The following is a 21,341-nucleotide window of genomic DNA, read 5'->3' on the forward strand; positions in this document are numbered from 1 at the left end:
CCGGATCATGCGCAAGCGGGAAACTGTTCCTTGTCTTTACGTCGTCCTTACGTCGCACCCGGGTGGAGAGGGCTGCGCCCGACCCTGGGTGGGCGCTTCGCGACGTGGGTTCTGCACGGCTCGCTTAAAAGCATAAATGTTGTCAATGCGATACGCGACACCACCAATGCGCCCTCCCGGGGGGAGGTCGGGCGCGGCCCGGGGTAGATCCCGGGCCAGACCTGTTGCGGGCGCGGTGCAGAACAGGTTCCCGCTTCCGCGTTTGCGACCGGCGGGCTGGACGACTTTTTCAGCAGCCTGTCAGGCTGCGACGTTCCGCTTTTCGCGCCTGTCCAGGCAGGCCCCGCCCGGCGCAAGTCGCCCTCCGTTTGTGCCATGACCGCGTGATCCGGGGCCGGCTTGCGATACCCGATCACCGCCGAGGCGCGCGCACTCCGCGCTTGACCCCTGCGCATCGCCATGCTGCAAAAGCGCGATGCAAAGGCCCGCCCGATGATCCGTTCGCTTTATGACTGGACGCTTTCGCTTGCGCGTAGCCCGCACGCGCTCTGGGCGCTGGCATTTGTGGCGTTTCTGGAAAGCTCGGTCTTTCCGGTCCCGCCCGATGTGCTGATGATCCCGATGATCCTGGCGCGGCCCTCGCGTGCCTTCGTCATCGCCGGGGTGGCGACGCTGGCCTCGGTGCTGGGGGGGATGGCGGGGTATTTCATCGGCTACGGCATGTTCGAAAGCCTGGGCCGCCCGGTGCTGGAGTTTTACGGCAAGCAGGCCCATTTCGACGATTTCGCTGTACGCTACAACGATTGGGGCGCCTGGGTGGTGCTGTTTGCCGGGGTTACGCCCTTTCCCTACAAGGTGATCACCATCCTCTCGGGGGTCACGGCGCTGTCGCTGCCGGTGTTCATCGTGGCGTCGATCATCGCGCGAGGCCTGCGCTTTTTCCTTGTCGCGGCGCTGCTGTGGCGCTTTGGCGCACCGATCCGTGATTTCATCGAGCGGCGCCTCGGGCTTATGTTCACCCTGTTCATGGCGCTTCTGATCGGGGGCTTTGTTGCGATGAGGTATCTGTGACCCGTTCCACAGGCATTCTGCTGGCAGCGGCCGGCTCGCTGGGGCTGCTTCTGGCGGCGCTGGTGTTTCAATACGGCTTTGGCATGGCGCCTTGCGCGCTGTGCATCTGGCAGCGCTGGCCGCATCTGGTGGCGGTGGCGCTGGCGGGGCCGGCTGTTGCACTGGCGGGGCCGCTCTGGCCGCTGCTGGGCGGTGCGGCGGCGGCGACCTCGGGCGGCATCGGGGTCTATCACACCGGGGTCGAACGCGGCTGGTGGCAGGGGCCGCAGGCCTGCTCGGCGGGGCCCGACATCGGCGCGCTCAGCCCCGAGGAACTGTTCGCGCAAATCATGGCGGCACCGGTCGTGCGCTGCGACGAGGTGCCCTGGGAAATGCTGGGTCTGTCCATGGCGTCGTGGAACGCGCTGGCCTCGTTCGGGCTGGCCGCGCTATGGGTGGCGGTGCTCTGGTTGCCGCGCGGACAAGGTCGGGGCCGGGTCTGACCGGCGGTCAGTGCAGATGAAATTCGCCCACGACATTGCGCCATTCGCCCGGCGCGATCATCTTGCGATGGGTGAAGCGCACCGAATGCAGCGGCCCTTCGATCTCTTCCTGCCAGAACTCGATGAACTTGAAGAGCCTCGGGTAATCGGGGGCGAGGTCATACTCCTGCCAGATGAAACTGTTGAGCACATGGCGGTAATCCGGCATCCGATAATACATCTCGGCAGTGGTCAGGCCGTAGCCCTTGAGCATCAGCTCGGTCTCGCGCGGGCGGGATTTTTCCATCGCAGTCTCCCTGTGGCGTGGTGATTCCCTTTCGATTTTGCCTAAGGAATATTTCTTTTCAACAAAAACAGCATGTTATCACTCACGCTCGGGGGCTGCTCGTGCTTTCTGCCGGGCGCCATTGCAGGCTGCAAGCGGCTTCGGCTATAGTGCGCCCAACACCGAATTGAAGCGTTCGAGCAGAGGCGAAACCTACGTGAGCGACACGCCGGAAACTCCTGAAGAAACAGAAGAAAAGCCCTACGGCCCGACCATCTCGATTGCTGACGAGATGCGTTCGGCCTATCTCGATTACGCGATGAGCGTGATCGTCAGCCGGGCGATCCCCGATCTGCGCGACGGGCTCAAGCCCGTGCATCGGCGGATTTTGTTCTCGATGCACCAGAACGGCTTCACCCATGACAAGCCTTATCGCAAGTCGGCGCGGGTGGTGGGCGATGTGATCGGCAAGTATCACCCGCACGGCGACTCGGCGGTCTATGACGCGCTGGTGCGGTTGGCGCAGCCGTTTTCGATGTCGCTCAAGCTGCTGGACGGGCAGGGCAACTTTGGTTCCATGGATGGCGATAACGCGGCGGCCATGCGCTATACCGAAGTGCGCATGGACAAGCCCGCCGCCGCGCTGCTGGCCGATATCGGCAAGGAAACCGTCGATTTCCAGGATAACTATGATGGCCAGGACCGCGAGCCCACCGTGCTGCCCGCGCGTTTTCCCAACATGCTGGTCAACGGCGCCGGCGGCATCGCCGTGGGTATGGCGACAAACATTCCGCCGCATAATCTGGGCGAGGTGGCCGCGGCAACGCTGGCGCTGATCGAAAACCCCGACCTGACCAGCGAACAGCTGATGGAATACGTGCCTGCGCCCGATTTCCCCACCGGGGGGCTGATCCTTGGCCGCTCGGGCGCGCGCAAGGCTTACATCGAGGGGCGCGGCTCGGTCATCGTGCGTGCGCGCACCCATATCGAAGAGCCGCGCAAGGACCGGTTTTCCATCGTCATCGACGAGATCCCCTATCAGGTGAACAAGGCCACAATGATCGAGCGCATCGCCGAGGTTGCGCGCGACAAGCGGATCGAGGGCATCGCCCATGTGCAGGACGAATCCGACCGCAGCGGCGTGCGCGTGGTCATCGACCTCAAGCGCGACGCCACCGCCGAGGTGGTGCTCAACCAGCTTTTCCGCTTCACCCCGATGCAGACCTCGTTCGGCTGCAACATGCTGGCGCTTAATGGTGGTCGGCCCGAGCAACTGACCCTGCGCGACTTCCTGCGCCACTTCATCACCTTCCGCGAGGAAGTGGTGGCGCGGCGCACGGCCTTCGAACTGCGCAAGGCGCGCGAGCGCGCGCATGTGCTGTGCGGGCTGGCCGTGGCGGTTTCGAATGTCGATGAGGTGGTGGCGACGATCCGTGCCTCGCGCGATCCGGCCGAAGCCCGCGCCCACCTGATGGAGCGGCGCTGGCCCGCGCACCAGATCGCCGAATACATCCGGCTGATCGACGACCCCGGCCACACTGTCAACGAAGACGGCAGCTACAACCTGTCCGAGGTCCAGGCGCGCGCGATCCTCGATCTGCGGCTTCAGCGCCTGACGGCGATGGGCGTTCAGGAAGTCACCGACGAGTTGCAGGACCTGGCCGAAAAGATCCGCGACTATCTCGACATCCTGCGTTCGCGCGAACGGATCATGGCGATCATTGCCGATGAGTTGACCGAGGTGCGCGACGCCTTCGCCGTGCCGCGCCGCACCGAGATCGTCGACTGGTCGGGCGACATGGACGACGAAGACCTGATCGAGCGCGAAGAGATGGTCGTCACCGTCACCAGCGCGGGCTATATCAAGCGCACGCCTTTGGCCGAATTCCGCGCGCAGCGGCGTGGCGGCAAGGGGCTGGCCGGCATGGCCACCAAGGAAGACGATGTGGTCACCACGCTTTTCGTGGCAAACACCCATACGCAGCTTCTGTTCTTCACCACCGACGGGATGGTCTACAAGCTCAAGTGCTGGCGGCTGCCGCAAGGCGGGCGCAACGCGCGGGGCAAGGCGATCGTCAACATCCTGCCGATCGCGACCGGGGTTTCGATCGCGGCGATCATGCCCGTGGACAAGCCCGAGGAGGAATGGGAAAACCTGCAGATCGTCTTTGCCACCACGGCAGGCGATGTGCGCCGCAACGCGCTGTCGGATTTCACCAATGTCAAATCCAACGGCAAGATCGCGATGAAACTGCCCGAAGACGGCAGCGTGCAGTTGGTCAACGCGCGCATTTGCGAGGAAAGCGACGATGTGATGCTTGTCACCGCGCTGGGGCGGGCGATCCGCTTTCCCACCACCGCTGTGCGAGTGTTCAAGGGGCGCGATTCGACCGGTGTGCGCGGCATCCGCCTGGCGAAGGGCGACCAGGTCGTGTCGATGGCGGTGATCCGCCATTTCGAGGCCACCACCGAAGAGCGTGCCGCCTATCTCAAGATGCGCCGTGCCGTCGAAGGGGCGCTTGATGACGGGGCCGAGACCGATGACGAAGAGGCCGTGGCCGATGTCGCCCTTTCACCCGAGCGTTATGCCGAGATGTCCGCAGCCGAAGATCTTATCCTGACAATCGCTGCCCGTGGCTCGGGCAAGATCTCGTCCAGCCATGATTATCCGGTGCGCGGGCGCGGCGGCCAGGGCGTTGCGGCGATGGACCGCGCCATGCGCGGCGGGCCGCTGGTGGCGGCCTTTCCGGTGGAGCCGGGGGATCAGATCATGCTGGCGACGTCGACAGGGCAGTCAATCCGGGTGCCGGTCGAGGGCATTTCCTTCCGCTCGCGCTCGGCTGGCGGGGTGAAGGTGTTTGCCACCGCGCCCGGTGAGGAAGTTGTCTCGGTCGCGCGCATCGCCGATCAGGGCGATGAGGACGAGCCGGACGCCGCGCCCGAATCGGATGGGGCCACCCCGGACTGAAGCCGGAACACGGCCGCCCCCGGGGCTGTTTGCAGGGCTTCGGCGGCAAGCTCGGACGCAATTTTATACAATGCACGCAAACCCCGCGACACAATCGCGGGTTTTGCAACAATGTGGCGCGGGGGCGGCACTCTTCGTGCATTTCGCAGCAACAAAATCAAGTTTACGACCAAATTGAGCCTGATTTGAGCGGCAATGTTCACGAAAGCAAAACACAGGCAGGCACCCTTACGGGAGTGAGAAGAGTATGCAGGCAACTGTTGTCCCGAAACGGCCGCAACGTCCGAAATCCGTTTCCCGCAACGCGGTGACGGATGCGCCCGAGACCCGTATTCACGAATGGGCGCAGGCCTCGGGGAGGATGCTGGTTGCGACTTTCTTCATCGCTTCGGCGGTGTCGAACATGGGCAACTCGCATTTCGATTTCAGCGCCATCGCGCACGCCGAATCTTCCATCGTGCTCAACGCAATGATCTACAGCATGGCTTTTGCCGTGCTGGTCGGGCGTTATCTTCATGTCACCGCGCTCGTGCTTGCGCTGGCCATGCTGTGGTCCAGCACTCTTCAGGTGACAAGCGGCGAACAGGAACTGGCCAGCTACTGGCAGGATCTCGCGGTGATCGGGGCGCTGTTCTACATGGCCGCCTCGAAAAGCGAGACTGTCGCGCAGCGACTGCCCAGGGCGTGGATGCGCAGCAAGTCCGTGACGCCGCGTCGCGTTCTTCCCGAAGGGCGGGTGATGGTCGATAGTGTCGCGGGGCCGGGGCCGCAGGTGTCGCGAAACCATGTGGCGCGGCCGGTGGCCATGCCGGTGTTCACGTCGCGCCGGCCATCGCGCTGAGAGGCGCGCGCGTATTCCTCTCCTCCTCCGGCGCGTGCCGGTCTTTCCTCTGCCGGGCCGGCGCGCAGGCCCCTTTCGCCCTGACCGGTGAAAGGGGCTCGCGCGCCATCACGCCCGTTGACCCCGTCCCCTGCCGTGGTAAACCCGCCGCGCAGGCAGCCGCAGGCAAAGGATGACAGGGCGATGAATCTCTTTTCCGATCTCCGCGACCTCGTGGTCGAGACCCTGCAGGCGATGGAGAGCGACGGCGCGCTGCCCAAGGGCCTGGATCTTGCCAATGTCACGGTCGAGCCGCCGCGCGACCCCGCGCATGGCGACATGGCGACCAACGCGGCCATGGTGCTGGCCAAGCCCGCGGGCATGAAGCCGCGCGAGATTGCCGAGGCGCTGGCCGCCCGGCTGGATGCCGACGGGCGCATATCCAGTGCCGAGGTTGCCGGGCCGGGCTTCATCAACCTGCGGCTGGCGCCGGCGCTCTGGCACGGGCTGATCCGGGGTGCGCTTGCCGAAGGTGCCATGTTCGGGCGCTCCGATCTGGGGCAGGGGCGGCGCGTGAATGTCGAGTTTGTTTCGGCCAACCCCACGGGGCCAATGCATGTGGGCCACACCCGGGGCGCGGTCTTCGGCGATGCGCTGGCGCGGCTGCTGGAATTTTCCGGCCATGATGTGACGCGCGAATACTACATCAATGATGGTGGCGCGCAGGTCGATGTGCTGGCGCGCTCGGTCTACGAGCGCTACCGCGAGGCCCACGGCCGCGCACCCGAGATCGCCGAGGGGCTGTATCCCGGCGACTACCTCGTGCCGCTGGGCCAGGCGCTCAAGGATCGTTACGGCGATGCGCTGCTCGACCGGCCTGAAGCGGAATGGCTTGAGCCGCTGCGCGATTTCGCCACCAGCGCGATGATGGACAGAATCCGCGACGATCTGGCCGCGCTGGGCGTGAAAATGGATGTCTACTTCTCGGAGAAGTCACTTTATGGCACCGGGCGGATCGAGGCCGCGCTGGACAGCCTGGAAAAGAAGGGCCTGATCTATCGCGGTGTGCTTGAGCCGCCCAAGGGCAAGCTGGCCGAGGATTGGGAAGCCCGCGAACAGACACTGTTTCGCTCCACCGCGCATGGCGACGATGTGGACCGCCCGGTGCGCAAGGCCGATGGCGGATGGACCTATTTTGCCCCTGACATCGCCTATCACCATGACAAGATCGAGCGCGGCTATGACCTGCTGATCGACGTTCTGGGCGCCGATCACGGCGGTTACGTCAAGCGGATGAAGGCGGCGGTGTCGGCCCTGTCGGACGGGCGCGTGCCGCTTGAGGTGAAGCTGGTCCAGCTGGTCAAGCTGTACAAGAACGGCGAGCCCTTCAAGATGTCGAAACGCGCGGGCACCTTCGTGACCTTGCGCGATGTGGTCGAGCAGGTGGGCGCGGATGTCACGCGCTTTGTCATGCTTACGCGCAAGAACGACGCGCCGCTCGATTTCGATTTTGACCGCGTGCTGGAGCAGTCCAAGGACAACCCGGTTTTCTACGTGCAATACGCCCATGCGCGGATCTGTTCGGTGCTGCGCAAGGCGGCCGAGGCAGAGATCGCCTGCGCCGACGCCGAATTGCAGGCCGCAGACCTTGCCGTGCTTGCCCACGAGGCCGAGCTGGCGCTTGCCCGGCGGCTGGCGCAATGGCCGCGTGTCGTCGAGGTGGCCGCCCGCGCCGGAGAGCCGCATCGCATCGCCACCTACCTGTCGGAACTGGCTGCCGAGTTCCATGGGCTGTGGAACCGCGGGCATGACGAACCGGCCCTGCGCTTCATTCAGGAGGGCGATGTAGCAACATCGCAGGCGAAAATTGCCCTTGCCCGTGCCACCGGCGTTGTCATTTCTGCCGGTCTTGGTATCCTTGGCGTCGCTCCGGTCGAGGAAATGCGCTGAAAAATACGGCGCCCGTCCGGAAACGAGCAGGCAAGACGGCCACGCACCCCCCTCAGCCGGGACCGGCAGGGAAGGGCGTGCGGGCAGCGAGGCAGGGCATGACGGACAGGCAGAGTTACGCTTACGCAGATGAGAATGCGACGCGGGTTCCTACCGCTGGCAGCCGGTTGCGCAGTATTGCCAACGGGTTCGGGGCGGTGCTCTCGGTCGCGCTGGTCGCGGGAATGGGGTTCTGGGGGTACAAGTTGGCGGTCCGTGACGTGAGCGGCGTGCCGGTGGTGCGCGCGCTGGAGGGGCCGGCGCGGGTGGCGCCCGAGGATCCCGGCGGAATGCAGGCCGCCTATCAGGGGCTGGCAGTCAATACCATCGCCGCCGAGGGCGAGGCCGCGCCCCTGCCCGAACAGATCGTGCTGGCGCCGCCGCCCCTGGACCTGGACCTTTCCGGGATGGAGAGCGCGCCGGGGGGCGACGCTTCACAGGAGTCCCCCGCGGGCAACCGCCTGGCCGGCCTGACCGAAGTCGCCCTGCGCCCCGATACGGACGCGGCGCAGCCCGCTGAGTCGGGCGCCACGGGCAGCCTGCGGCTGGTGCCCGCCGATGTGCCCGGCGTCGCGCGCTCGCCCCTGCCGCCAGCCAGGCCTGCGGGCGACCTGATGGCCGAGGCCGCCGCCCATGCCGCGATCAGCGCGCTTTCCGGATCGCGCCGCGGCGCCGAGATCGCCCCCGAAAACCTGACGCCCGGCACGCGGCTGGTGCAGCTTGGCGCATTCGACGATGCCGATGCCGCCCGCGCGGAATGGGACAGGCTGAACCGCCGCTACAGCGCCCTGCTCGAGGGCAGGAGCCGGGTGATCCAGTCGGCGGAAAGCGGCGGGCGCACCTTCTACCGGCTGCGCGCGCATGGTTTCTCCGATGAAGACGACGCACGGCGCTTCTGCTCGGTGCTGCTGGCCGAGCAGGCCTCGTGCATTCCGGTCCTGATCCGGTGAGCGCGGCGGGCGCCTGCATCCTGGCCCCCGCCGGGCCGGAGTTGACGGCGCAGGAGCGGGAATTCTTCGCCGATGCCGCGCCCTGGGGCTTCATCCTGTTTGCCCGCAACGTCGAAACCCCCGAACAGCTTCGGCGGCTGACCCATGATTTGCGCGAAGCGGTCGGCCGCGAGGCGCCGGTGCTGATCGATCAGGAAGGCGGACGTGTCGCGCGGCTTGGCCCGCCGCACTGGCGCGCCTGGCTGCCCCCGCTCGAACAGGTGGAACGCGCAGTCGGTGCCGGCGCGCCAGAGCGCGCGGCGCGCGGCATGTGGCTGCGCTATCGGCTGATCGCCAACGAGTTGCGCGCTGTCGGGATCGATGCCAATTGCGCGCCCATTGCCGATATCGCCGAGGGGACCACCCACCCGTTCCTCAAGAACCGCTGTTATGGCACCGATCTCGAAACGGTGGTGCGGATGGCCCGCGCTAGCGCGCAGGGGCTGCTTGCGGGCGGGGTGCTGCCGGTGCTCAAGCATATCCCCGGCCACGGGCGCGCGGCGGTGGACAGCCACCGTGACGTGCCGCTGGTGGGCGCCAGCGCGGCCGACCTGTCGGGGCGCGATTTCGCGGCCTTCCGCGCCCTTGCCGACCTGCCGATGGCCATGACCGCGCATGTGGTCTACGAGGCGATCGACCCCGGCGCGGTGGCGACCTGCTCGCCGCGGATGATCACGCTGATCCGCACGGAAATCGGCTTCGGCAACCTGCTGATGAGCGACGACATCTCGATGCGCGCGCTGGCCGGGCCGCTTGAGGCGCGCTGCCACCTGGCGCTTGCCGCGGGGTGCGATCTGGTGCTGCACTGCAATGGCGACGCAGGCGAGATGCGCGTGGTGGCGGCAGCCTCGGGCCGGCTATCCGCCGATGGCCAGCGCCGCGCCGAAGCCGCGCTGGCCGCGCGCCGCGCGCCCGAAGCTGTTGACATTTCCGCGCTTGAGGCCGAACTTTCCGAGCTTCTGGGCGGGCAGCGGGACATATGAGCGAGGCCTACGGCGACAGCAGCGAATGGGATGGACAGGAGCGCCTCTCGGTCGGCCAGCGGCTGGCGGAAGAGGCGCTGATCGTCGATGTGGACGGGTTCGAGGGTCCGCTCGATCTGCTGCTGACGCTTTCGCGCAGCCAGAAGGTCGATCTGCGGCGCATTTCGGTGCTGCAACTGGCCGAGCAGTATCTGACCTTTGTCGAACGTGCCAAGGCCCTGCGTATCGAACTGGCCGCCGATTACCTGGTGATGGCAGCCTGGCTTGCCTATCTGAAATCGCGCCTGCTGCTGCCGCCCGACCCGACCGAGGAAGGCCCCAGCGGCGAGGAACTCGCCGCGCATCTGGCTTTTCAGCTTGAGCGCCTGCAAGCCATGCGCGAGGCCGCAGCCAGGCTGATGGCGCGCGACCGCAAGGGGCAGGATTTTTTCGTGCGCGGCATTCCCGAAGAGGTCACGCGCACCCGCCGCTACCGCTATGACGCGACGCTCCTCGATCTGATGCAGGCCTATGCGCGGGTGCGCACGCGCGATGAATTCCGCCCCTATGCCTTTGACCGGGCCGATGTCTACGGCCTCGACGAGGCGCTGGCGCGGCTGCGCGCCATGCTGGGCGATCTGCCCGGCTGGGCGCCGCTGAGCGATTTCCTGCCCGAGGGCTGGCGCGGGCAGCCCGCGCGCCGCCGCTCGGCCACCGCCGCCACCTTCGCGGCCAGTCTGGAACTCGCCAAGGCCGGCCAGGTCGAGCTGCGCCAGCCTGACACTTTTGCCACCATCGAGTTGCGGCGCAAACCGTCTTCCGAAAGCTGAGCGCACCATGACCGACACTCCCCCCGTGCCCGACAACGAGGATGCCGCCCCCGCAAACACGGCGACCGAGAGCGGCGAAGCCGAACGCCCGCTCTTTGCCGCGCCCCCGATGGGCGAGCAGGAGCGCATGGTCGAGGCGATCCTATTCGCCAGCGCCGATCCGGTCAGCGTGGCCGATCTGGCGGCGCGGATGCCGCATGGCTGCGACCCGGCCGAGGCGCTGGTGCATCTCGAGCGCCGCTATCAGGGGCGGGGGGTGAACCTGGTGCGGGTCGGCGATGCCTGGGCGATGCGCACCGCGCCCGATCTGGGATTCCTGATGACGCATGAGCGGGTCGAGACGCGCAAGCTGTCGCGCGCGGCGATCGAGACGCTGGCGATCATCGCCTATCACCAGCCTGTCACCCGCGCCGAGATCGAGGAGATTCGCGGTGTCGCGGTCAGCCGTGGCACCATCGACCAGTTGATGGAACTGGACTGGATACGCTTCGGCCGCCGACGCATGACGCCGGGCCGCCCGGTGACCTATCTGGTCACGCAGGAATTCCTGGACCATTTCGGGCTGGAAAGCGCGCGCGACCTGCCGGGGCTGTCCGAGTTGCGCGCCGCCGGGCTTCTGGAAAGCCGCCCCGGTCCGGCAAGTGACATGCCCGGCACAGCCGGTACCGACGAGGACGAGGAGGCCGCCGACGCCCCCGAGCGCGGGCAGAGCGAGCTTTTCGAGGATTGATCGGCAGGGCCGCCCTGTGCGAGGCTGACGCGTGCGCGCCCCGGCGCGCGGTGAAATCAAGCCGAGGTATTGCTGTGAATGCGGCGCGATTGATGACGATGATCCTGCGTATCCTGATGCGGCGCGGCCTGCGCGGCGCGCTGCGCCGGAGAATGCGGGGGGCCGGTGCCGGCAGACTTCCCGGGCGTCGCCCGCCGCGCGGGCGCGGCTGATCCGGCAAGGGCGATGCTTCAAGTGCCTGTCGGGCCTCGCGCTCCTGGCCGGTTGCGGATGCCTCCGGCGGGGATATTTTGACCAAGAAGAAGGCAGGGCGGCGCGGTGCTACGCGGGCGGGTTCAGCCCGCGCGGAAATGCTTGGACAGCTTCAGCCCCTGGCCCTGGTAATGCGAGGCGATGCCCGCGCCATAGAGCGTGTCGGGCCTGTCGGCCATGCGTTCATAGACCAGCCGGCCCACGACCTGGCCGTGTTCGAGCACGAAGGGGGCTTCGTGGCAGCGCACCTCCAGCACCCCGCGCGCGCCCGCGCCGCCCTCGGCCGCGTGGCCGAAGCCGGGGTCGAAGAAGCCGGCGTAATGGACGCGGAACTCGCCCACCATGGCCAGATAGGGCGCCATTTCGGCGGCGTAGTCGGGCGGGATATGCACCGCCTCGCGGCTGACGAGGATGTAGAAGGCGCCGGGGTCGAGCACCAGCCGGCCCTGGCGGCTGCGCAGTTCCTCCCAGTAATCGGCGGGGTCGTAATGGTTTATCCGGTCGAGGTCGATCACGCCGGCATGGGGTTTGGCGCGATAGCCGAGCAGGTCGCCTGCCTCGGGGCGCAGGCCCACGGAAAAGCCCAGCCCCTGCGAGATTACTGCCTCGCCGCTGACCAGGGTGTCGCGCGCGTGCAGCGCGGCGAGTTCGGCATCGTCGAGGACTGCCTTGCCGCGGCGAAAGCGGATCTGGTTGAGCCGCATCCCCGGACGCACCAACACCGAAAACGAGCGCGGGCAGATCTCGGCATAAAGCGGGCCGCGATAGCCGGGCGCGACGCGGTCGAACTCGGTGCCGCCATCGGTGATGACGCGGGTGAGCAGGTCGAGCCGCCCGGTCGAGCTCTTGGCGTTGGCGACGGCCTCGACCCCGTCACCCAGCGCCAGGCTTTCGGCCAGCGGCACGACATAGACGCAGCCCTTTTCCAGCACCGCGCCGGAGCGCAGGTCCATCCGGTGCATTTCGAATTCGGAAAGCCGGTCGGCCACGTTCTTGCCGGCGCCGCTGAGGAACGAGGCGCGCACCCGGTAAGCCACATTGCCCAGCCGCAGATCAAGGCTGGCGGGTTGCACCTGATCGGGCAGGATGGCGGGGGCGGCGGTGATCTGGCCCGCAGCGATCAGGTCTCGCAGGCCTTGTGCCGGGAGAACGCCGATGCCTGTCTGTGCTGCTGTCTGTGCCATTGCGCTGTTTCCCGTTCCCACGCTGTCAGGTCGCGCGATACACAAACGCCCGCGCCGACACGGGGGCCGGGGCGGGCGTGTTGAGAATGGTCGGGCTGGCGAGATTCGAACTCACGACCTTCCGTCCCCCAGACGGACGCGCTAACCAGACTGCGCCACAGCCCGACGCGGCAGAGTGATAACCGATCTGCGCGCAGGGGCAAGGGTGAAATCGCATCTTTTCCGGCTCAGTCTGGGATCGAGGCACAGGCCTTGGCGAGACGGGCGTGCAGGCGGCGCATCCGCTCGAGCGTGGCGTGCAGGGCCTCGCTCCGGGCGCGGGCGGGCAGCGGGCGCATCGCGCGTAGACGGCTGGCGGGCAGGGGGCCAGACGCAGGATCTGACGCGGGCGTGGCGGGCGGTGCTGATGGGGCGGGGGAGAGGCCACCGGATTTGCTGTCGGGCGGCGGCGTGGCGGTTTTCCGGGCGCGGGCCGGCGGCCCGTCAGCGGCCGGAGCAGGGGCCGTGTCGGAGGGCGTGGCGCCGTCGGGGGCCGATGATTCGCCGGAATCCAGTTGCCGTGGGGTAGCGTCGGCTGCTGCACCGGCGCCTGTGGCAGATGCGGCCCCGCCGGGCCGTTCCGGCGTGAAGGGGAACGTCTGCTGCGCTGTCTGTTCGGCGTCCTGCGCGGGCTTTGGGGGCTCGTTGGAGCCAGCGCCAGATTCGGTATCGGCTGCCGGGGTTTGTTCATCGGGCGCGGGGGGCTCGGCGGCGGGGCGGGCGCGCTGCGCCTCGGGCTGCGGCTGTGGCGCGCCGGTGGCCGGAGCTGGCGCGTCGCCGCGTGCGTCGGGCGTGCCTGCCCCTTCGGCGCTGCCTCCGTCCGCGCCCACGGGAAGGGTGCCCAGCGAGGCCACATGCTTTACACCCTGTTCACGCAGGAGTTTTTGCACCCCGCGGATGGTCATGCCATCCTCGTGCAGAAGTTGCTTGATCCCGGCGAGAAGCTCCAGATCCGACGGGCGGTAATAGCGCCGCCCCCCGGCCCGCTTGACCGGCTTGAGCTGGGTGAACTTGCTTTCCCAGAAGCGCAGCACATGCGGGGGGGTCTCGAGGATATCGGAGACTTCCGAGATGGTGCGGAACGCCTCGGGCGCCTTGCTGCCCATGTGGCTCAGCTCCTGTTGCCGCGCGCCACACGCTCCTTCATCAGATGCGAGGGGCGGAAACTCAGCACGCGGCGGGGGTGAATGGGCACCTCTTCGCCGGTCTTCGGATTGCGGCCCACGCGGGGGCCCTTGTCGCGCACGCTGAACGTGCCGAAAGACGAGATCTTCACCGTCTCGCCCGCGACAAGCGCATCCGAGATGTGTTGAAGCACACTCTCGACCAGCTGGGCGGATTCATTGCGCGAAAGGCCTACTTCGCGAAACACCGCTTCGCTCAGATCCATGCGCGTCAGCGTCTTTTCGGCCATCACGTCCCCCTGCATTTTTGCCAAAGCATCGGCGAATTGATTTTCCGAGTCAATATCAGGGTGTTGGAAAGCGGATTTCATGTGCGGTTCTGGCGTGTTTTCGCCTGTGGCGATGCCCGGGCGGGGTGGCTATCACCAGCGCAGCACCACCGCGCCCCAGGCCAGCCCGCCGCCGATTGCCTCGGCCAGAACCAGATCGCCCTGCTTGAGCTTGCCCTCGGCCTTGCCAACCGACATCGCCAGCGGGATCGACGCGGCGGAGGTGTTGCCGTGGTCCTGCACGGTGACCACCACGCGCTCCATCGGCAGGCCCAGCTTGGTGGCGGTGGCGCGGATGATGCGCAGATTGGCCTGATGCGGCACGACCCAGTCGAGATCGGCGCTTTCCAGCCCGGCCTTGGCGAGGGCGCGCTCGGCGGTGGCGGCCAGCTTCTCGACCGCGTGGCGGAAGACCTCCTTGCCCTGCATCCGCAGATGTCCGGCGGTGCCGGTGCGTGACACCCCGCCATCGACATAGAGCGCTTCGCGGTGGCGACCGTCGGAATGGAGGTCGGTCGAAAGTATGCCGCGATCATTGATGTTGCCCGCGCCTTCGGCGGCTTCCAGCACCACCGCCCCGGCCCCGTCGCCGAACAGCACGCAGGTGGAGCGGTCCGACCAGTCCATGATCCGGCTGAAGGTTTCGGCGCCGATCACCAGCACCCGGCGCGACTGCCCCGAGCGGATCAGCGCATCGGCATTGGACAGCGCATAGATGAAGCCCGCGCAAACCGCCTGCACATCGAAGGCGAAACCGCGTGTCATACCCAGCGCGGCCTGAACCTGCGTGGCGACCGAGGGGAAGGTGTAATCGGGGGTCGAGGTGGCGAGGATCAGCGTGTCCAGATCGTCGGCTTCAAGCCCGGCATCGGCCAGGGCACGCTGCGCGGCCTTCAGGGCGAGGTCGGATGTATACTCGCCCTCCGCCGCGAAATGCCGCCGCTCGATCCCGGTGCGGCTGCGGATCCACTCGTCCGAGGTTTCGAGCGTCTTCTCGAATTCGCTGTTGGGAACCACCCGTTCGGGCAGATAGTGCCCGACGCCCCTGACTACGGCGCGTGTAATCATGCCTTGTTACCATCTCCCTGGTCGGGTTCGCCGGATTGCCCGGCATCCTGACCGGGTGCCGCGGCGGATGCAACCCGTGCCGCCAGCCGTTCCTGAAAGCCCGAGCGTGCAAGCTGGAAGGCCAGTTTCAGTGCCGCCGAAACGCCCGTGGCATCGGCCGCGCCATGCGATTTGACCACCGTGCCGTTCAGCCCCAGAAACACCCCGCCATTGACGCGGCGCGGGTCGATCCGCTTTTGCAGCCGCTTGAGCGAGCTGAGCGCCAGCAGTGCCGCGATTCGGCTTAGCGGTGTCTTGCGGAAGGCGTCAGAGAGGAAGGCGCGGATCAGCATTGCTGTGCCTTCGCCTGTCTTGAGCGCGACATTGCCGGTGAAACCGTCGGTAACGACCACATCGACCCGGTCGGAGGGGATGTCGCCGCCCTCGACGAAGCCGACGAAGGTGAAGCCGCCCGCCTCGGCGGCCTGGGCGATCAGTTCGTGCGCGGCCTTCAACTCGGCCCGGCCCTTGTGTTCTTCGGTGCCGACATTGAGCAGGCCCACGCGCGGGCTGGCCAGTTCCAGGCCGTTGCGGGCATAGGCGGCGCCCATCAGCGCGTATTGCAGCAGGTCTTCGGCATCGGCACGCACATCGGCGCCCACATCGAGCATCACGTTGAAGCCCTGGGTGTTGCGCGAGGGCCATAGGCAGGCGATGGCGGGGCGGTTGATCCCCGGCAGCTTGCGCAGCCGGATCATCGAGACCGCCATCAGCGCCCCGGTATTGCCGCATGAGACAGCAACCGTCGCCTCGCCGTCGCGCACCGATTCGAGCGCTGACCACATCGAGGTCGCCTGACCGTTGCGCATCACCTGGGCGGGCTTGTCATCCATCGCCACGATCTCGGCGGCATGACGGATCTCGCAGCGGCCCTTCAGCTCGGCGCGGCGTTCGACCAGCGGGCGCAACACCGCCTCGTCGCCATGCAGGATGAAGGCGATCTCGGGGTTCTTCTGCGCAGAAATGACAAGCCCGGCGACAATCGTCTCCGGGCCCTGGTCGCTTCCCATGGCATCGACCGAAATCACGATGCGCCCGTCGTTCTGGTGTGTGTTGTCGGGGGACGTCATCATGAACCGGGCTGCCTGCTGCTGAGAGTGATCAGGCCGCGTCGTCTTCCAGATCGACCTCGTCGGCCTGCGCCACGACCTCGCGGTTGTCATACCAGCCACAGGAGGGGCAGACGTGATGCGGGCGCTTCAACTCGCCGCAGTTGCCGCATTCGTTGGGGTTGGTGGCCACCAGCGAGTCATGCGCGCGGCGCATGTTGCGGCGGGAGCGGGTTACCTTGTTCTGCTGAACAGCCATGTTCGTGTCCTCGGGGTTGCCTTGCAGGGGCGCGCGGCGGGGCCGCGGCGCGGAGATTCTACTTCGATCGGGCAGGCCTTTACACGCAACCGGCGCGGCATCCAACCCTTGGCATCGAACGAGAGCGCGAAAATACTGCGAAACTGCGCGTATGCAAGGGGTATTCGGTGGCCTTTTCCAATGGGGCAGGGCGCCGCGGCGGGCGCAGCCGGTCACTCGCCCTGTCCGTCCTTGTCGCCGCTCAGCTTGTCACGCAGTTGCGCAAGGCCCGCCAGGGGGCGGGTATCCTCGTCGCGCAGGGGGGGCTTGCCCGGCTTGGTGAAGACCGCCTCGCCCAGTTCGGCACCCTCGGCGCGCGGAAAGGGGGGCAGTGCCAGCGCCAGCGCCTCGATCATCACCGCGCCGGGGTCGATCACCTCGGCAAGGGGTTCGGCATCGGCATCCTCGGGCATTTCCGACTCACCCTCTTCGACGGTGGGCATGTCGCGCAGATAGCGGCGCACCACCTCTTCCTCGATGCGAGTCGTCACCTGCGCCAGCGTCACGCTGCAGGGCTGCACCACGGTCGCCCCGAGATGGGCGTGCAATTCCCAGCTTCCGCCGGGGGCGGGGGTGATCTGCCCCGCGAAACGCAGCTTGCGCAGCTTGTCGATGCCGAGAAACCCGGCCAGCACGGCGCAATCCTCGGCACCCGGCGCGATCTCGAACGGGGTAGGGGCGTTGCGCGGCAGGCGCACCACGCGCAGTGGTTTCGCGCCCGGCACCAGCGCGGGGCTGTGGGCGCTCTTGTCCTCGGTCATTGGCGGAGCCTCCTGTGCGGACGTTCCTTTCTTGAACAGTCGCCATTCCTTCTGTAAGCCGGATACGTGGCTTGATGCGGCAAGACAAGGGGTCGGTATGGGGGGCGGCATGGCAAAACGCGTGGCCAGTCATGGCAGCGATCGGGCTGGGCGGCTCGTTCTCGGGCTGCGTGCGGGGCTGGCGGCACTGCTGATGGTGGCCCTTGCGGGGTGTGCCACGCAGGTGCGTCACCACGGCTACGCCCCCGATGATCGGGCCCTTGCCGAAGTCGACGTTGGCCGCCACAGCCGCGACGATGTCGCCGACCTCGTGGGCCGCCCCGGTTCGACCGGGCTGATGCGCGACAGCGGCTGGTATTACGTGGCCTCTAAGCGCGAACATTTCGCCTATCGCGCCCCGGTCGAGACTGACCGCGAAGTGGTTGCCATCAGCTTCGACCAGGGCGGGCGCGTCAGCAATATCGAGCGTTTCGGCCTGGAGAACGGCGAGGTGGTCGCCCTGTCGCGCCGCGTCACCGACAGCCAGATCACCGGCACCACGCTGATCGCGCAGATCTTCCGCAACATCGGCAACTTCACCGCCGGTCAGTTCTTCTGATCCGGGCGCGCCTTGCGCGCGACCGTGGCCGCGCGCGCGGTGCTTTCAGCGCTCCGCCGCTGGCTCGAATTCCAGTGCCACGCCGTTGATGCAGTAGCGCAGCCCGGTGGGTTTCGGCCCGTCGGGAAAGACATGGCCGAGATGCGCCTTGCAACGCGCGCAATGCACTTCGGTGCGGCGCTGGAACAGGCTGTCATCCGTCTGCTCTCCCACGGCCCGCGCGTCGATCGGCGCATGGAACGAGGGCCAGCCGCTGCCCGAGTCGTATTTCGTGGCCTTGTCGAACAGCGCGGCGCCGCAGCATATGCAGCGAAACACGCCCGGCCCGGCAGGAAATCCGGGGTGGCTGAAGGCGCGTTCGGTGGCGTGGCAGCGGGTCACGCGATAGGTCTCTGCGGGCAGGATCTGCTGCCACTCCTCATCGCTGCGCGCGGCGGGGTCCGAGGGGGTGGGGCGGGTGTTCATCGGGCTGACTCCGTCATACTTGTGTCATCTCTTGGGTGCAGTCTTGCGTGCCCGTCTTGCGTGCCGGGGGCTTGCCAAGCATACTTATGCCGTTGCGACCCACCGCCAAGCCCCTAAGGGAGGTTGCAGATGCCCAGCCTGAGCATGGGGCGTTACCGTGCCCGTTTCGGCACCAGCGCGCAAGACATCGACACGGCGCGCAGATTGCGTCACGCGGCGTTCATCGCGGCGCGCTCAGGGGGCGCGGAGGGCGCCGCCGCCGGGCGCGATGGCGACGCGCTCGATTCGCGCTGCCGTCATGTGCTGGTCGAAGAGGCCGCAACCGGCGCGCTGGTCTGCTGCTTTCGCGTGCTGGACCTGCCGCGGGGCACGGCAATCGGATCCAGCTATTCGGCACAATTCTACGATCTGTCGCGGCTTGGCGCCTATCCGGGCCGCATTCTCGAGATCGGCCGCTTCTGTATCGACCCGGCCCGAACCGACCCCGACATCCTGCGCATGGCCTGGGCCTTTCTGACCCGTCTGGTCGATGCGCAGGGCATAGAGCTTCTGATCGGCTGTTCCTCGTTCGAGGGCACCGACCCGGCGCGCTATGCGGCGGCCTTCGGGCTGCTGCGCGCCCGGCACCTGGCGCCGCCGCGCTGGCGCCCGGCTGGGCGGGCACCCGAGCGGGTGCGGTTCGATGCGCTGCCCGGCGCCGATGATCCGCCCGACACCCGCCGCGCCCTGCGCGAGCTGCCGCCCTTGCTGCGCAGTTATCTAACGCTGGGCGGCTGGGTTTCGGACCATGCGGTGATCGACCGGCAGCTTGATACGCTGCATGTCTTCACCGGGCTTGAAATCCGCGCCATTCCGCCCGCGCGTGCCCGGCTGATGCGCGCCGTGGCCCGGAGCGGGCGCGCAGTGGTGCCCGTCTCGCCGTAACCGGCGCTTGACCTCCGGGCGCGCCGGGGATAGCCCGCCGCCATGGCGCGCGCACCTCTTCTTCAGCTTTCCGGCATCGGCCTCGGCTTCGGCGGGGAACCGCTTTTCTCGGGCCTTGACCTCGTGGTGCAGCAGGGCGACCGGGTCGCGCTGGTGGGGCGCAACGGTTCGGGCAAGTCCACGCTGATGAAGGTGATGGCCGGGCTGGTGGAGCCCGATGCCGGCGCGCGCAGCCTCGCGCCCGGCACCACCGTGGGCTACATGGAGCAGGAGCCGGATCTTACCGGCTTTGCGACGCTGGGCGATTACGCCGCCGCCGGGCTTGACCCGTCCGAGGCCTGGCGCACCGAAATGGCGGCCGAGGGGCTGGGCTTCGATGCCGCGCTTGACCCGGCCACCGCCTCGGGGGGCGAGCGGCGGCGCGCGGCGCTGGCGCGGCTTCTGGCCGAGGCGCCGGAACTCATGCTGCTCGACGAGCCGACGAACCATCTCGACATCCAGGCGATCCGCTGGCTCGAGGCGCGGCTGGCCGAGACCCGCGCGGCCTTCGTGCTGATCAGCCACGACCGCGCGCTGCTTAACACCCTCACCCGTGCCACGCTCTGGGTCGATCGCGGCCAGGTGCGGCGCCGCGAAGAGGGTTTCAAGGGCTTCGAGGAATGGCGCGACAAGATCTGGGCCGAAGAAGACGAAGCCCGTCACAAGCTCGACCGCAAGATCAAGGCCGAGGCCCGCTGGGCCGTCGAAGGCATCAGCGCGCGGCGCAAGCGCAATCAGGGGCGGCTGCGCGCGCTGGCCGGACTGCGCGCCGAACGTGCCGGGCAGATCCGGCGGCAGGGCACGGCGGCGATGGCGCTCGAGTCTGGCGCGCAGTCGGGCAAGCTGGTGATCGATGCGCGCAACATCTCGAAAAGCTACGGCGACAAGGTGATCGTGCATGACTTCTCGCTCAGGGTGCTGCGCGGCGACCGGCTGGCGCTGGTGGGGCCGAATGGCGCGGGCAAGACGACGCTCTTGCGCCTGCTCACCGGCGAAGAGGCGCCCGACAGCGGCAGCCTGCGCCTGGGCACCAAGCTGGACATCGCGGTGTTCGACCAGACCCGCGCCCGGCTGGACCCCGACGCCTCGCTTTGGGAGAACCTCACCGGCGACCCCTTGATGCGGGTCTCCGGCCAGGCCGATCAGGTTATGGTGCGTGGTCGGCCCAAGCATGTGGTCGGCTATCTCAAGGAATTCCTGTTCGACGAGGGCCAGGCGCGCGCCCCGGTGCGATCGCTGTCGGGGGGCGAGCGGGCGCGGCTTCTGCTGGCGCGGATCATGGCGCGGGAATCGAACCTGCTGGTGCTCGACGAGCCTACAAACGACCTCGATGTCGAAACGCTCGACCTTCTGCAGGACCTGCTGGGCGAGTATGACGGCACGGTGCTGCTGGTCAGCCATGACCGCGATTTCATCGACCGGATCGCCCAGACTACGATCCTGCTGGAGGGCGAAGGCCGCGCCACTGTCTATGCCGGGGGCTGGAGCGACGTGCTGGCCCAGCGCGGCGGCGATGACCCGTTTGCGGTGACGCAGCCGCAGGCTGCGCCGCGCAAGGCCGCGCCGCCCGCCGGCGTGCAGGACGGGCCACGGGGCGGCACCACCGCCGCGCCGCGCAAGCCCGCGCGCGCCAGCCCGCTCAGCTTCACTGAGCGGCACCGGCTGGAAAAGCTGCCCGAGGATATCGCGCGGTTTGAAGCCGAGATCGCGAAGCTTGAACAGTTGCTCGCCGACCCCGAGCTTTTCACGCGCGCGCCCGAGAAATTCGCCAAGGCGACCGAGGCGCTCGCCATCCGCCAAAAGGCCCTGCAACAGGCCGAGGAGGACTGGCTCGCCCTGGCCGCGCGTGACGAGGACGCCGGCTGAAAGGCTTTGCGCCGCTGCCCGCAGGCCGGGCAATTCGTGACCTTTCTGCAACGCCCCGTCGCCCATCATGCCGATTTTCGCCAGCGGGGCGCCGCCTTCGGCGGCCAGACGCCGATTTCCTGGCGCTTTCGGTCACTCTGGCGTGAGGGGGGGGTCGTATTTGCGGCCGCGTTACTTACTTCAGGTCATATGGCGCGTCT

Annotated in this window: 21 protein-coding genes and 1 tRNA gene; 12 read left to right on the forward strand and 10 right to left on the reverse strand. The window is 67.5% G+C overall.

The annotated features are described in order from the left end of the window. Positions 1-492 precede the first annotated feature (492 nt). Both DQ229_RS00870 and DQ229_RS00875 read left to right on the forward strand, forming a co-directional pair. Positions 493-1,071, forward strand: a complete 579-nt coding sequence (locus DQ229_RS00870; RefSeq protein ID WP_114964475.1) for a YqaA family protein — start codon at positions 493-495, stop codon at positions 1,069-1,071. Continuing rightward, entirely contained in the window at positions 1,068-1,553 is a 486-nt protein-coding gene (locus DQ229_RS00875; protein WP_114964390.1) for a disulfide bond formation protein B, read from the forward strand. Before DQ229_RS00870 ends, DQ229_RS00875 begins: the two co-directional genes overlap by 4 nt. Positions 1,554-1,560: 7 nt before the next feature. On the opposite strand, the gene DQ229_RS00880 is transcribed toward DQ229_RS00875, so the two are convergent. Further along, the gene (locus DQ229_RS00880) at positions 1,561-1,839 is read right to left on the reverse strand and encodes an usg protein (RefSeq protein ID WP_114964391.1); all 279 of its coding nucleotides are present in this window, start codon (positions 1,837-1,839) and stop codon (positions 1,561-1,563) included. Positions 1,840-2,035: 196 nt separating this feature from the next. Between DQ229_RS00880 and gyrA the strand changes: the two genes are divergently transcribed. The 7 genes from gyrA (at position 2,036) to scpB (ending at position 11,106) form a co-directional block, all read left to right on the forward strand. Continuing rightward, the gene (gene gyrA / locus DQ229_RS00885) at positions 2,036-4,786 is read left to right on the forward strand and encodes a DNA gyrase subunit A (RefSeq protein WP_114964476.1); all 2,751 of its coding nucleotides are present in this window, start codon (positions 2,036-2,038) and stop codon (positions 4,784-4,786) included. 247 nt (positions 4,787-5,033) lie between these two features. Continuing rightward, positions 5,034-5,627: a hypothetical protein gene (locus DQ229_RS00890; RefSeq protein WP_155326407.1), complete on the forward strand. Its 594-nt coding sequence runs from the start codon at positions 5,034-5,036 to the stop codon at positions 5,625-5,627. Positions 5,628-5,810: 183 nt separating this feature from the next. Continuing rightward, positions 5,811-7,556 (forward strand): arginine--tRNA ligase, encoded by a 1,746-nt coding sequence (gene argS / locus DQ229_RS00895; RefSeq protein ID WP_114964393.1) that lies wholly within the window; start codon positions 5,811-5,813, stop codon positions 7,554-7,556. Positions 7,557-7,654: 98 nt separating this feature from the next. Next, positions 7,655-8,545, forward strand: a complete 891-nt coding sequence (locus DQ229_RS00900) for an SPOR domain-containing protein (protein ID WP_114964394.1) — start codon at positions 7,655-7,657, stop codon at positions 8,543-8,545. After that, positions 8,542-9,567, forward strand: a complete 1,026-nt coding sequence (locus tag DQ229_RS00905; protein ID WP_114964395.1) for a glycoside hydrolase family 3 N-terminal domain-containing protein — start codon at positions 8,542-8,544, stop codon at positions 9,565-9,567. The genes DQ229_RS00900 and DQ229_RS00905 overlap by 4 nt, the downstream gene beginning before the upstream one ends. Then, positions 9,564-10,376 carry a segregation and condensation protein A gene (locus DQ229_RS00910; RefSeq protein ID WP_114964396.1) on the forward strand — a complete coding sequence of 271 codons (813 nt, stop codon included), beginning with the start codon at positions 9,564-9,566 and terminating at the stop codon, positions 10,374-10,376. The genes DQ229_RS00905 and DQ229_RS00910 overlap by 4 nt, the downstream gene beginning before the upstream one ends. A 7-nt stretch (positions 10,377-10,383) precedes the next feature. Continuing rightward, entirely contained in the window at positions 10,384-11,106 is a 723-nt protein-coding gene (gene scpB, locus DQ229_RS00915; protein WP_114964397.1) for an SMC-Scp complex subunit ScpB, read from the forward strand. Positions 11,107-11,441: 335 nt separating this feature from the next. On the opposite strand, the gene DQ229_RS00920 is transcribed toward scpB, so the two are convergent. The 8 genes from DQ229_RS00920 to DQ229_RS00955 all read right to left on the reverse strand — a co-directional run bounded on the left by DQ229_RS00920 (position 11,442) and on the right by DQ229_RS00955 (position 17,249). Beyond that, complete coding sequence (locus DQ229_RS00920) at positions 11,442-12,542, reverse strand: 2'-deoxycytidine 5'-triphosphate deaminase (RefSeq protein WP_114964398.1); 1,101 nt, start codon at positions 12,540-12,542, stop codon at positions 11,442-11,444. 87 nt (positions 12,543-12,629) lie between these two features. Then, positions 12,630-12,707, reverse strand: a tRNA-Pro gene (locus DQ229_RS00925). 62 nt (positions 12,708-12,769) lie between these two features. After that, a complete protein-coding gene (locus DQ229_RS00930; RefSeq protein ID WP_114964399.1) occupies positions 12,770-13,687 on the reverse strand; it encodes a MerR family transcriptional regulator in 918 nt (305 codons plus the stop codon). Positions 13,688-13,692: 5 nt separating this feature from the next. Then, positions 13,693-14,010, reverse strand: a complete 318-nt coding sequence (gene ihfA / locus DQ229_RS00935; RefSeq protein ID WP_162300711.1) for an integration host factor subunit alpha — start codon at positions 14,008-14,010, stop codon at positions 13,693-13,695. 117 nt (positions 14,011-14,127) lie between these two features. Next, positions 14,128-15,102 carry a beta-ketoacyl-ACP synthase III gene (locus DQ229_RS00940; RefSeq protein WP_114964400.1) on the reverse strand — a complete coding sequence of 325 codons (975 nt, stop codon included), beginning with the start codon at positions 15,100-15,102 and terminating at the stop codon, positions 14,128-14,130. Continuing rightward, a complete protein-coding gene (gene plsX, locus DQ229_RS00945) occupies positions 15,099-16,211 on the reverse strand; it encodes a phosphate acyltransferase PlsX (protein ID WP_114964478.1) in 1,113 nt (370 codons plus the stop codon). Before plsX ends, DQ229_RS00940 begins: the two co-directional genes overlap by 4 nt. A 31-nt stretch (positions 16,212-16,242) precedes the next feature. Further along, the gene (rpmF, locus tag DQ229_RS00950) at positions 16,243-16,449 is read right to left on the reverse strand and encodes a 50S ribosomal protein L32 (protein ID WP_114964401.1); all 207 of its coding nucleotides are present in this window, start codon (positions 16,447-16,449) and stop codon (positions 16,243-16,245) included. Positions 16,450-16,661: 212 nt separating this feature from the next. Further along, positions 16,662-17,249, reverse strand: a complete 588-nt coding sequence (locus DQ229_RS00955) for a YceD family protein (RefSeq protein WP_114964402.1) — start codon at positions 17,247-17,249, stop codon at positions 16,662-16,664. Between the two features lie 109 nt (positions 17,250-17,358). Between DQ229_RS00955 and DQ229_RS00960 the strand changes: the two genes are divergently transcribed. Next, positions 17,359-17,847 carry an outer membrane protein assembly factor BamE gene (locus DQ229_RS00960; RefSeq protein WP_114964479.1) on the forward strand — a complete coding sequence of 163 codons (489 nt, stop codon included), beginning with the start codon at positions 17,359-17,361 and terminating at the stop codon, positions 17,845-17,847. 45 nt (positions 17,848-17,892) lie between these two features. Here DQ229_RS00960 and msrB read toward each other — a convergent pair whose 3' ends face one another. Continuing rightward, positions 17,893-18,312, reverse strand: coding sequence for a peptide-methionine (R)-S-oxide reductase MsrB (gene msrB / locus DQ229_RS00965; RefSeq protein WP_114964403.1), 420 nt, complete (start codon positions 18,310-18,312; stop codon positions 17,893-17,895). 129 nt (positions 18,313-18,441) lie between these two features. On the opposite strand from msrB, the gene DQ229_RS00970 reads away from it, so the two are divergent. Both DQ229_RS00970 and DQ229_RS00975 read left to right on the forward strand, forming a co-directional pair. Next, positions 18,442-19,236 (forward strand): GNAT family N-acetyltransferase, encoded by a 795-nt coding sequence (locus DQ229_RS00970; protein WP_114964404.1) that lies wholly within the window; start codon positions 18,442-18,444, stop codon positions 19,234-19,236. Between the two features lie 42 nt (positions 19,237-19,278). Beyond that, entirely contained in the window at positions 19,279-21,141 is a 1,863-nt protein-coding gene (locus DQ229_RS00975; RefSeq protein ID WP_114964405.1) for an ABC-F family ATP-binding cassette domain-containing protein, read from the forward strand. Positions 21,142-21,341: the final 200 nt, after the last annotated feature.

It is taken from the genome of Alkalilacustris brevis (genome assembly GCF_003350345.1).
In the GTDB taxonomy this organism is placed as follows: domain Bacteria; phylum Pseudomonadota; class Alphaproteobacteria; order Rhodobacterales; family Rhodobacteraceae; genus Alkalilacustris; species Alkalilacustris brevis.